The organism is Variovorax sp. P2_H12 (genome assembly GCF_056403395.1).
This window is the reverse complement of sequence record NZ_JBFUFO010000025.1, coordinates 186,738-198,458: the sequence shown is the minus strand read 5'-3', so window position 1 is coordinate 198,458 and position 11,721 is coordinate 186,738. Positions and strand designations below refer to the sequence as shown.

At 67.8% G+C, this 11,721-nt stretch carries 10 protein-coding genes; 7 read left to right on the top strand and 3 right to left on the bottom strand.

Features of this window, described 5'->3' with window-relative positions:
• Positions 1-2 precede the first annotated feature (2 nt).
• Positions 3-680: a TetR/AcrR family transcriptional regulator gene (locus AC1DYK_RS20040; protein ID WP_478167890.1), complete on the bottom strand. Its 678-nt coding sequence runs from the start codon at positions 678-680 to the stop codon at positions 3-5.
• Between the two features lie 118 nt (positions 681-798).
• Between AC1DYK_RS20040 and AC1DYK_RS20035 the strand changes: the two genes are divergently transcribed.
• The 6 genes from AC1DYK_RS20035 to AC1DYK_RS20010 all read left to right on the top strand — a co-directional run bounded on the left by AC1DYK_RS20035 (position 799) and on the right by AC1DYK_RS20010 (position 7,538).
• Positions 799-1,659: an ABC transporter ATP-binding protein gene (locus tag AC1DYK_RS20035; RefSeq protein WP_478167889.1), complete on the top strand. Its 861-nt coding sequence runs from the start codon at positions 799-801 to the stop codon at positions 1,657-1,659.
• Complete coding sequence (locus tag AC1DYK_RS20030) at positions 1,656-2,537, top strand: branched-chain amino acid ABC transporter permease (RefSeq protein ID WP_478167888.1); 882 nt, start codon at positions 1,656-1,658, stop codon at positions 2,535-2,537. Before AC1DYK_RS20035 ends, AC1DYK_RS20030 begins: the two co-directional genes overlap by 4 nt.
• Positions 2,537-3,574 (top strand): branched-chain amino acid ABC transporter permease, encoded by a 1,038-nt coding sequence (locus AC1DYK_RS20025; RefSeq protein WP_478167887.1) that lies wholly within the window; start codon positions 2,537-2,539, stop codon positions 3,572-3,574. Before AC1DYK_RS20030 ends, AC1DYK_RS20025 begins: the two co-directional genes overlap by 1 nt.
• Positions 3,575-3,597: 23 nt before the next feature.
• The gene (locus tag AC1DYK_RS20020; RefSeq protein WP_478167886.1) at positions 3,598-4,779 is read left to right on the top strand and encodes an ABC transporter substrate-binding protein; all 1,182 of its coding nucleotides are present in this window, start codon (positions 3,598-3,600) and stop codon (positions 4,777-4,779) included.
• A gap of 123 nt (positions 4,780-4,902) precedes the next feature.
• Complete coding sequence (locus AC1DYK_RS20015) at positions 4,903-5,721, top strand: ABC transporter ATP-binding protein (protein ID WP_478167885.1); 819 nt, start codon at positions 4,903-4,905, stop codon at positions 5,719-5,721.
• On the top strand, positions 5,718-7,538 hold the full coding sequence (locus AC1DYK_RS20010) for an AMP-dependent synthetase/ligase (protein ID WP_478167884.1): 1,821 nt from the start codon (positions 5,718-5,720) through the stop codon (positions 7,536-7,538). The genes AC1DYK_RS20015 and AC1DYK_RS20010 overlap by 4 nt, the downstream gene beginning before the upstream one ends.
• Here the strand turns inward: AC1DYK_RS20010 and AC1DYK_RS20005 are convergent, their stop codons facing one another.
• Both AC1DYK_RS20005 and clpB read right to left on the bottom strand, forming a co-directional pair.
• On the bottom strand, positions 7,539-7,880 hold the full coding sequence (locus AC1DYK_RS20005) for a hypothetical protein (RefSeq protein WP_478089926.1): 342 nt from the start codon (positions 7,878-7,880) through the stop codon (positions 7,539-7,541).
• 5 nt (positions 7,881-7,885) lie between these two features.
• Positions 7,886-10,507, bottom strand: coding sequence for an ATP-dependent chaperone ClpB (gene clpB, locus AC1DYK_RS20000; RefSeq protein ID WP_478167883.1), 2,622 nt, complete (start codon positions 10,505-10,507; stop codon positions 7,886-7,888).
• Between the two features lie 90 nt (positions 10,508-10,597).
• Between clpB and AC1DYK_RS19995 the strand changes: the two genes are divergently transcribed.
• A complete protein-coding gene (locus AC1DYK_RS19995) occupies positions 10,598-11,590 on the top strand; it encodes a Bug family tripartite tricarboxylate transporter substrate binding protein (RefSeq protein WP_478167882.1) in 993 nt (330 codons plus the stop codon).
• Positions 11,591-11,721: the final 131 nt, after the last annotated feature.

The window sequence follows — 11,721 nt, the reverse complement described above, 5'->3', positions numbered from 1 at the left end:
CGCTATTTTGACTTGCGCGCCGCCGCCTTCCTCGTCGTCGCCGGCCGCTGCTGCACGCCGGACATCAGCAGCGCGATGCTCTGCTCGGCGATCTGCTCCGGGTCGAGCCCGCCGCCGGGCCGGTACCAGCGGCCGATCCAGCTGAGCGCACCGGCCAGCACGAAGGCCGCCATCTTGGGGTCGCAGGGCGCCAGCGAGCCTTCGGCGATGCCGTCGGCAATGAGCCGGCGGAACTCGCCGTCGATGCCGGCCTTGAGCCGGCGCAGCTCCTTGCGCAGGGGTGCCGGCAACGGATCCTCGCCGATGCGGATGACGCACATGCCGAAGTCCATCATCACGATGCGGGAGTAGATCCGCATGCACGCCATGAGCTGGTCGATCGCGCTGCCGCCGGCGCGCCGGACCTCGTCGATGCCCTCTTGCATCATGCCGAGCGCGGTGCGCACGCATTCGAGCAGGATCTCGTCCTTGCTCTTCACGTAGTAGTAGAGCGTGGGCTTGCTGACGTGCAACCGCTGCGCGATGTCGTCGAGCGAGGTCGCGTGGTAGCCGCGCTCGTTGAACAGCCTGGCGGCCGTCTGCAGCACTGCGTTGCGCTTGGCCTCGCGCTGCTGCGCGCGGACGCCGGCCGGCTTCCAGGGCGAGGCGCCTGTGGGCTTGGGGAGTGTCCTGGTGGCCATGGATCGGGGTGCCCGGGAAAGTCCCGATGCCGCCCGGAGGGCGTCGCATCGAACATTACCGGTGAGTAGAAATTCTACGCACGGGTAACCCCACTTCCTTCCGCGCAAACCCTGATCGATGCCTGACGCCCCAGCCCGTCCCGACGCCGCCATGCCGCCCAGCCCCGTGCTGCAGGTCGAGTCGCTCACGCTCGCCTTCGGCGGCGTGCGGGCGCTGAGCGGCGTCGGCTTCGAGGTCGCGGCCGGCTCCATCACGGCCGTGATCGGCCCCAACGGCGCCGGCAAGACCTCGCTCTTCAACACCATCTCGGGCTTCTACCACCCCACCAGCGGCCGGGTGCTGTTCGAAGGCCGCGACATCACGACGCTGCCGGCGCCGCAACGGGCCCGGCTCGGCCTCGCGCGCAGCTTCCAGAACATCGCGCTGTTCCGCGGCATGACGGTGCTCGACAACATCAAGCTCGGCCGCCACTCGCACCTCAAGACCAACGTCTTCGACGCCCTGCTCTATTTCGGCCGCGCCCGGCGCGAGGAAGCCGAGCTGCGGCGCGACGTCGAGGAACGCATCATCGACTTCCTCGAGATCGACCACATCCGCCACGCCCCCGTCTCGGCCCTGCCCTACGGACTGCAGAAGCGCGTCGAGATGGCGCGCGCGCTGGCGATGCAGCCGCGCGTACTGATGCTCGACGAGCCGGTGGCCGGCATGAACCGCGAGGAGACTGAGGACATGGCGCGCTTCATCCTCGACGTGCGCGACGAATGGGGCGTGACCGTGCTCATGGTCGAGCACGACATGGGCATGGTGATGGACCTCTCGGACCACGTGGTGGTGCTCAACTTCGGCCAGGTCATCGCGCAGGGCGCTCCGGCGGCGGTGCAGGCCGACCCCGAGGTGATCCGGGCCTACCTCGGCGCCGGGGACGTCTCCACCCTGCGCGAGAAGCTGCGCGGCGCGGCCGTGGCGCCAACCGCATGATGGACTGGGCCTACCTGTTCGAGATCGCCCTCAACGGGGTCGCCAGCGGCGGCCTCTATGCGCTGGCCGCGCTCGCCTTCGTGCTGGTCTACAAGGCCACCCGGGTGGTCAACATCGCGATCGGCGAAATGCTGATGATCGGCGCCTACCTGTTCTTTGCCTTCGCCGCCAGCTTCTCGCTGCCGATCTGGCTGGCGGTGCTCGGTGCGGTGCTGGGCACCGGGCTGCTCGGCGCGCTGGTCGAGCGCACGATGATCAGGCCGCTGCTCGGCGAGCCGCCGATCTCGGTCTTCATGGTCACCGTCGGCCTGGCATCGATCCTGATCGGCCTGGTCGAGATCGTCTGGACCGCCGACCAGCGCCGCCTGCCCGAGTTCCTGCCGAAGACGCCGGTGATGATCGGCGACGCCTTCCTGGCGCCCAAGGTGGCCTACGGCGCCCTGGTGGCCCTGGTGTTGATCGTGCTGGTGCTGCTGGTGTTCCGCTTCTGGCGCGGCGGCGTCGCGCTGCGCGCCACCGCCTCCGACCAGGCCGCCGCCTACTCGATGGGCATCAACGTGCCGCGCGTGTTCTCGCTCGCCTGGGTGGCCTCGGCCATGATCGCGGCGGTCGCCGGCATCATCGTCGGCTCGATCGGCGGCATCTCGTCGTCGATGGGCGTGTTCGGCCTCTCGGTGCTGGTGGTGGTGATCGTCGGCGGCCTCGACAGCGTGCTCGGCGCGCTGGTCGGCGGTGTCTTCATCGGGCTGGTCGAGGCGCTGGCGGGCTCGTACCTCGGCGGCGAATACAAGCTGCTGGCGACCTTCTTGGTGCTGGTCGTCGTGCTGATGATCCGCCCGTACGGCCTGTTCGGCACCCACGAAATCGAAAGACTCTGATGCGGATAGGAACCCTCAAGCAGAGCTACATCGCCGACGCGGCGCTGTTCGATTCGCGCACCCAGAAGACCTGGCTGGGGCTCGGTGCCGCGTTGCTGCTGCTGTTCCCCTTCATGGCCAGCGACTACTGGCTCTATCTGGCCTGCCTGGTGGCGATCAATGTCGCGAGTGCCACCGGCCTCAATATCCTGACCGGCTACACCGGGCTCGTGAGCCTGGGCCAGGCCGCCTTCATGGGGCTGGGCGCCTACACGGTCGCGATCATGCACACCCGGCTGGGCACGCCCTTCCTGCTCAACCTGGTGGCCGGCGGCGTGGTGGCAATGCTCGGCGGCCTGGTGGTCGGCATTCCCTCGCTGCGGGTCAAGGGCCTCTACCTCGCGATCGCGACCATCGCGGCTTCATTCATCGCGCACTTCCTGTTCGCGAATCTCAAGCTCACGGGCGGCACCAGCGGCCTGTCGCTGCCGCCCGCGCAGATCTTCGGTCTCGCGCTCGACACCTCGTTCCGGCTCTACTGGGTGGTCCTGCCGGTGACGCTGCTGATGGTGCTGGGCGCCGCCAACCTGTTCCGCACCCGCATCGGACGGGCCTTCATCGCGATCCGCGACCGCGACATCTCGGCCGAGGTGCTGGGCATTCCGCTGCTGCGCTACAAGCTGCTGTCCTTCGGGCTGTCGTCGTTCTACGCCGGCGTGGCCGGTGGCTTGTGGGCCTACTTCTTCCGGGTCGTCACGCCCGAGAGTTTTCCGCTCCTGATGTCGATCTTCTTCCTGGCCGCGATCATCGTCGGCGGCATGGGCACCATCCTCGGCGGCATCCTCGGCGCTGTCTTCATGACGATGGTGCCGGAGCTTCTCAAGCTGGTGTTCGACCTGCTGCCCGGAGGCACCGAGATGACGGTGTTCCTCTCGCCGGTGCGCACGGTCGTCTTCGGCCTCCTGATCGTCGGCTTTCTGGTGTTCGAGCCGCACGGGCTCGCAGAAGTGTGGCGGCGCATTCGCCGCTTTTTCCATCTGTGGCCGTTCAAGACCTAGGCCGCATCCAACAAGGAGACATCGTGAAACCGCAACCCGTCTCGGCACGCCGCCGCACCCTCTTGCTGGCCGCTTCGGCCGCCCTCGCCGCACCGCTGGCGGTGCATGCCCAAGCCGCAGACGACATCGTGATCGGCGGCTCGATCCCGATGACCGGCGTCTTCGCCTTCGCCGGCATCGGCATCAACGCCGGCATCGCCGACTACGTGAAGATCGTCAACGACGCCGGCGGCATCAAGGGCCGCAAGCTGCGCTACGTGCCGGAAGACACCGGCTACAAGGTCGACGCCTCGGTCGCCGCCTTCAAGAAGATCACGAGCCAGAACAAGGTCAACCTGTACTACGGCGACTCCACGGGCTTCGCCAAGACCATCAACCCCGAGCTCGACCGCAGCGGCCAGATCATGATGGCCGGCGCCTCCTTCGCGACCGAGCTCAACGACCCGGCCAAGTACCCGAACCAGTTCCTGGTCGGGCCCGACTACACCGAGATGTTCGGCATCCTGCTGAAACACATCGCCAAGGAAAAGCCCGGCGCCAAGGTGGCCTTCGTGTACTCCGACTCCGAATTCGGCCGCGACCCGATCGAGGCCAGCGAAGCGATGGCGAAGAAGCTGGGCCTCTCGGTGCCGGTCAAGCTCATGACCCCGCCCGGCAGCGTCGACGTGTCGACCGAGGTCATCAAGCTGCGCCGCGCCAATCCCGACTACACGATCTTCCACGGCTACGTGCTGGCGCCGATCCCCGAGTTCGTGCAGCAGGGCAAGCAGATGGGCATGACCAGCAAGTGGATGGGCACCTTCTGGACCATGGACAGCTCGACCGTCATGAAGATGGGCGAAGCCGGTGACGGCTTCATGGGCGTGATGCCCTACCGCTACTACTACGACACCTCGGCCAAGTCGCCGATGCTCGACAAGATCCGCCAGATGCGCCCCGAGTACCAGAGCACGGCCTACACCCAGGGCTTCCTGACCGCGATGCTGTTCACCGAGGCCGCCAAGCGGACGCTCGATGCCGGCAAGCCGCTCGACGGCAAGAACCTCAAGGCGGCACTCAACACCATCAAGGACTTCGATACCGGCGGCCTGATCGGCGTGCCGATCACGATCAAGGGCAACTCGATCCCGGTGGGCCGCGTGTACACGGCCGACATGAAGACGCAGAAGATGGTGCCGTCCTCCGACTGGATCAAGCTGGACTAGGATGCAACACCCCCCGAAGCGCCTGCGGCGGCCCGGCAAAGCCGGTTCCGCGGTATCCCCGGTATCGGACTGCGCCGATTTCATGCGTCGCGGGTCACGCGATCACGTGGTGGAGCACTGAAAATGCAAGGCGCGGCCGCGGACCTGGTCCTTGAGATCAACAACATCGAGGTGGTCTACAACAAGGTGGTGCAAGTGCTGCGCGGCCTGTCGATGGCCGTGCCGCGCGGCGAGATCGTGGCGCTGCTCGGCAGCAACGGCGCCGGCAAGTCGACCACGCTGAAGGCGGTGTCCGGCCTGCTGGCGCTCGAAGACGGCGAACTGCAGGCCGGCCGCATCGCATTCAACGGCACTTCGACCGACCGCCTGGCGCCGCAGCAACTGGTACGGCGCGGCCTCTGCCACGTGATGGAAGGCCGGCGCGTATTCGAGGACCTCACGGTCGAGGAGAACCTCGTGGCCGCCACCTACGCGCACACCGGCCGCGGCCCGGCGCCGCGCAATTTCGATGGCGTCTATGCCTACTTCCCGCGCCTGCACGAGCGCCGCAAGGGCCTGGCCGGCTACCTGTCGGGCGGCGAACAGCAGATGCTGGCGATCGGCCGCGCGCTGGTGGCCGAGCCCGAGCTGATCCTGCTCGACGAGCCCTCGCTCGGCCTGAGTCCCAAGCTGGTCGAGGACATCTTTACGATCATCGCGCGCATCAACGCCGAACGCGGCGTGTCGATGCTGCTGGTCGAGCAGAACGCCAGCGTGGCGCTGGCCGTCGCCCACCGCGGCTACATCATGGAGAACGGAAAGATCGTGATCGACGGCAGCGCCGAGCGGCTCGCGGCCGACCCCGACGTGCGCGAGTTCTACCTCGGCGTGGGCGGCGGCGGCGAGGCGCGCAGCTTCCGCGGCCTCAAGCACTACAAGCGCCGCAAGCGCTGGCTGTCATGACGAACCATGCCCTTCCCGCGCTGACCCTGCCGCAGATGCTGCGCGAGCAGGCGCGCACGCGGCCCGACGCGGTCGCGATCCGCCAGAAGGACTTCGGCATCTGGCATCCGGTGCACTGGGCCGACTACCACCGCCGGGCCAGCCACTTCGGCCTCGGCCTGCGCGCGCTCGGACTGCCGGCCGGCGGCCACCTGGGCATCCTGTCCGAGAACCGCATCGAGTGGGTGCTGGCGCAGATGGGCGCCGGGCTGGTCGGCGCCGTGACGGTCGGCATCTACCCCACCAGCCCGAGCAGCGAGATCGCCTACGTCGTCGCCCATGCCGACATCGAGGTGATCCTCTGCGAGGACCAGGAGCAGACCGACAAGGTGATCGAGGCGCTGGACCGGCTGCCGCGGCTCGCGAAGATCATCGTCATCGAGACCAAGGGCCTGCGCAGCCTCGACCCCGCGCTGCGCGAACGCGTGCTCAGTTTCGAGGAGGTCGAACGCGCCGGCGCCGCAGCCGCGGCGCAAGGCGGCCAGGCGCAGATCGACGCCGCGCTGCAGACCCAGACGCTGGACCAGATCGGCCTGATGATCTACACCTCGGGCTCCACCGGCAAGCCCAAGGGCGCCATGATCTCCTGGCGCAACATCCGTGGCGCGGTGCCGGGCATCGTCGATCGGCTCGGGCTGGACCGGGACACCACGCACCTGTCGTACCTGCCGTTGTGCCACGTGGCCGAGCAGATGCTCTCGACCTTCGTGCCGCTCTACCTCGGTTCGCAGGTCAACTTCGGCGAATCGATCCGCACGGTGCAGGAAGACCTGCGCGAGGTCGCGCCCACCATGTTCCTCGGCGTGCCGCGCATCTGGGAGAAGCTGCACGCCGGCATCAGCATCAAGATGCAGGAGGCCGGACGGCTGCAGCGCGCGCTGTACCGGCGCGCGCTGGCGGCGGGCATGCCGCTGGCCGAGAAGCCGCGCAGCACCTGGAGCCTGGGCGAGCGAACCCGCTTCGCACTGGCTTACTGGACCGTGCTGCGCGCGCTGCAGAACTTCATCGGCCTGCGCCAAGCGAAGGTCGCGCTGACCGGTGCGGCGCCGATCCCCCCCGACGTGGTGCGCTTCTTCCGCGCGCTCGGCGTGCCGCTGGTGGAGGTCTACGGCCTGACCGAATCGACCGGCATGATCACCGGCCACCGCCGCGACGAGGTCCGGATCGGCACCGTCGGACCGCCGACGCTCGGCACCGCGCATCGCGTCGGTGACGACGGCGAGTTGCTGGTGCAGGGCGAGATGGTGTTCGAGGGCTACTACAAGAACCCCGAAGCCACCGCGGCCTCGATCCGCGACGGCTGGTTGCACACCGGCGACGTGGTGCGCGAGGAAGACGGCCAATTGCGCATCGTCGACCGCCTGAAGGACATCATGATCACCGCCGGCGGCAAGAACCTGACGCCCTCGGAGATCGAGAACACGATGAAGGGCAGCCCTTTCATCAAGGAATGCATCGTGGTGGCGGACGGCCGCAAGTTCGTCGGCGCGCTGGTACAGATCGACTACGAGACCGTCGGCAAGTGGGCCGAGGCCGAACGCATCCCGTTCACGCACTTCCGCTCATTGGTGGATCAGGCGCGGGTGCGGGGACTGATCGACGCCGAGATCCAGCGCGGCAATGCGCAGCTGGCGCAGGTCTCGCAGGTCCGGCGCTTCCACCTGCTGACCAAGGAGCTCGACCACGACGATGGCGAGGTCACCGCGACCATGAAGGTGCGGCGCGCCAGCATCTACCAACGCTATGCGGACGACATCGAGGCGCTGTACCGCGCCTGATCAGTTGCCGCCGCCGTCGCGCGGCACGGGACGGGCCTGCACGTCGGTGACCACGCCCGGATCGCGCAATCGCACCGGACTGTCGGCCGCCTGTCCCTGGGCGCGGGCGCCCGCCACGTCGGACGCGCTCGGCTCGGCCGGACGGCCGGCGGCGCGGAAGCGGTCGAAGCCGCCACGCGGATCGAAGCGCATCACCCAGGGCTGAACCGGCTTCCCGGTGAGACGCGCCCAGCCATAGCGCAGGCCCCAGACCGCCGCCAGCAGCAGCACGGCGACCGCCAGGCTGGCCGCGAACACCAGGCCCAGGAGGAAGAGGATCAGGCGGACGAGAAAATTCACCATCGTTCTTAGTCCACGGCCTCGACGCTTGGTTCCCCGGCCTTGCGGAACGCGAACTGGCCCGGAGCCTGGATCGGGTCGGTGTTGACCACGATCGTGTCCTTGGGCCCGAAGCTGCCGTCGAGCAGCAGCTTCGACAGCGGATTCTCGATCCGCTGCTGGATCGCGCGCTTGAGCGGCCGGGCACCGAAGACCGGGTCGAAGCCGACCTTGGCGATCTCGGCCAGCGCGGCCGGCGACACCTCGAGACCGAGGTCCATCTTGGCCAGGCGGTCCGTCAGCACCTTGAGCTGGATCGCGGCGATCGCCTCGATGTTCTTGGCGTCGAGCGCATGGAACACCACGGTCTCGTCGATCCGGTTCAGGAACTCGGGCCTGAAGTAGTTCTTGAGCTCATCCCAGACCGCCTCCTTGATCTCCTCGGTCGGCCGCCCGACCATCGACTGGATGATCGGCGAGCCGATGTTGCTGGTCATCACGATCACCGTGTTCTTGAAGTTCACGGTGCGGCCCTGGCCGTCGGTCAGGCGGCCGTCGTCGAGCACCTGCAGCAGCACGTTGAAGACGTCCGGGTGCGCCTTCTCGACCTCGTCGAGCAAGAGCACGCTGTAGGGCTTGCGGCGCACGGCCTCGGTCAGGTAGCCGCCCTCCTCGTAGCCCACGTAGCCGGGCGGCGCGCCGATCAGGCGCGCGACCGAGTGCTTCTCCATGAACTCGCTCATGTCGACGCGGATCAGGTGGTCCTCGCTGTCGAACAGGAAGCCCGCCAATGCCTTGCACAGCTCGGTCTTGCCGACCCCCGTGGGGCCGAGGAACAGGAAGGAGCCGGTCGGGCGGTTCGGGTCCGACAGGCCCGAGCGCGAACGGCGGATCGCGTTGGCGACCGCACCGATGGCCTCGTCCTGGCCAACCACGCGCTCGTGCAGCTTGTCTTCCATCATCAGCAGCTTGTCGCGCTCGCCCTGCATCAGCTTGGACACCGGGATGCCGGTGGCACGCGCCACCACTTCGGCGATCTCCTCGGCGCCGACCTGGGTGCGCAGCAGCGTGGGTGCGCTGGACTTGCCCTTGCTGGCCTCGGTGTCCTGCGCTTCCTTGAGCCGCTTCTCGAGCCCCGGCAGCTTGCCGTACTGCAACTCGGCAACCTTGTTGAAGTCACCCTTGGCCGTGAACTCGGCGATCTGGAACTTGATCTTGTCGATCTCCTCGCGGATCTGCGCACTGCCCTGGGCCTGCGCCTTCTCGGCCTGCCAGACCTCGTCGAGATCGGCGATTTCCTTCTGCAGGTTGGCGATGTCATGCTCGATCAGTGCGAAGCGCTTCTGCGAGGCCTCGTCCTTTTCGCGGCGCACGGCTTCGCGCTCGATCTGCAGCTGGATCAGGCGGCGGTCGAGCCGGTCCATGACCTCGGGCTTGGAGTCCATCTCGATCTTGATCTTGGCCGCGGCCTCGTCGATCAGGTCGATCGCCTTGTCGGGCAGGAAGCGGTCGGTGATGTAGCGGTCGCTCAGCTCGGCCGCAGCGACGATCGCCGGGTCGGTGATGTCGACGCCATGGTGGACCTCGTACTTTTCCTTCAGGCCGCGCAGGATCGCGACCGTCGCTTCGACGCTCGGCTCGCCCACGAGGATCTTCTGGAAGCGGCGCTCCAGTGCGGCATCCTTCTCGATGTACTTGCGGTATTCGTCGAGCGTGGTCGCGCCGACGCAGTGCAGCTCGCCGCGCGCGAGCGCCGGCTTCAGCATGTTGCCCGCATCCATCGCGCCCTCGGCCTTGCCGGCGCCGACCATGGTGTGCAGCTCGTCGATGAAGACGATGGTCTGGCCCTCGTCCTTCGCGAGTTCGTTCAGCACGGTCTTCAGACGTTCCTCGAACTCGCCGCGGAACTTGGCACCGGCGAGCAAGGCCGCCATGTCGAGCGACAGCACGCGCTTGCCCTTGAGCGAATCGGGCACCTCGCCCGCGACGATGCGCTGCGCGAGGCCTTCGACGATGGCGGTCTTGCCGACGCCGGGCTCGCCGATCAGCACCGGGTTGTTCTTGGTGCGGCGTTGCAGGACCTGAATGGCGCGGCGGATTTCCTCGTCGCGCCCGATCACCGGGTCGAGCTTGCCCAGCCGGGCGCGCTCGGTGAGGTCCATGCAGTATTTCTTGAGTGCTTCGCGCTGGCCTTCGGCATCGGCGCTGTTCACGCCCTGGCCGCCGCGCACCGCCTCGATGGCGGCTTCGAGCGACTTGCGCGTCACGCCGTTGCTGCGCGCCAGGCTGCCGATGTCGGCCTTGCTGTCGGCCACCGCGAGCAGATAGAGCTCGCTCGCGATGAACTGGTCGTTGCGCTTGATGGATTCCTTCTCGGTCGCCTGCAGCAGCTTGGCCGTTTCGGGGCCGACCTGGACCTGGTCGTGGCCCTCGACCTGCGGCAGCCTCTTGATCGCCGCCTCGGCGGCCTGCAGCAGACCGGGCACGTTGGCACCGGCGCGCTCGAGCAGCGCGCGTGGGCCGTCGTCCTGGCGCAGCATGGCGACCAGCAGGTGGACGGGTTCGATATAGGCGTTGTCGTTGCCCAGCGCGAGCGACTGAGCGTCGCTCAAGGCTTCTTGAAATTTGGTAGTGAGTTTGTCTTGGCGCATGGCTTGATTCCTGCATTCAAAATAGGGCCGTTCCGGATCGATATCAAGACCTCCCGGACTTTTTTCCACCCCCATCATTGGAGTCGATAGATGCTGAAGTCAACATGGAGTGGCGCCACGCGCCTCGCGCGCGGTTTTTTCACGGTCGGCCTGCTGGCCGCCGGGGGATTGGCGCTGGCCCAGCCGGCCGGCACGCCGGTCCGGCTCCTGGTCGGATTCCCGGCCGGCGGCGGCACCGACGTGATTGCCCGCACGCTGGCCGAGAAGCTCAAGGACGAGCTCGGCACCTCGGTGGTCGTGGACAACCGCGCCGGCGCCGGCGGCCAGATCGCGGCGCAGGCGCTCAAGGCGGCGCCGGCCGACGGACACACCTTCTTCCTCTCGCATGACCACTCGATCTCGATCCTGCCGCAGGTGGTCAAGAACCCGGGCTTCGATCCGGCGCGCGACTTCGTGCCGGTGGCGGGCTTCGCCACCTTCGCCAACGCGCTCGCCGTATCGGGCGGCACGCCGGCCAAGTCGGTCAACGAATACGTGGCCTGGGTCAGGAAGGAGCGCGGCGGCAAGGACACGATCGGCGTCCCGGCGCCGGCCTCGATCCCCGAGTTCCTCGTCAAGCTGATCGGCGCCAAGTACAAGATTGATGTCCAGGCCGCGCCCTACCGCGGCAGCGCGCCCATGCTCGCCGACATGCTCGGCAACCAGATCTCCTCCGGCATCGGCTCCATTCCCGACTTCATCGAGAACCAGAAGGCCGGCAAGATCCGCGTCGTCGCGGTGATCGGCGACAAGCGCCAGGCCGTGCTGCCGCAGGTGCCGACCTTCGCCGAGCTGGGTCTCGCGGGCCTCGAAGACCTGCCCTACTACGGCATCTTCGCCCCCGTGGGCACGCCCCAGCCCGTGATCGACCGCTTCGGAGTCGCGCTGGCCAAGGTGCTGGCGATGCCCGACGTGCGCGATCGCCTGACCGCCATGGGCCTCACGGTCGGCTATATGCCGCAAGGCCAGTTCGCCGGCCGGGTCCGCAGCTACACCCAGACCTGGGCGCAGATCATCAAGGCCAGCGGCTTCCAGCCGCAATAACTGGCTCGCCCCCCAGGTTGGGCTCACTTCGTGTAGCCCGCCCACCCCCCTGCCGGGGGGCGCTGCCAGCGGCCCGGCGTAGCCGGTTCCGCGGCAGCCCACGAAGGCGGCGCGCTGCGCGCGGCCGGGGC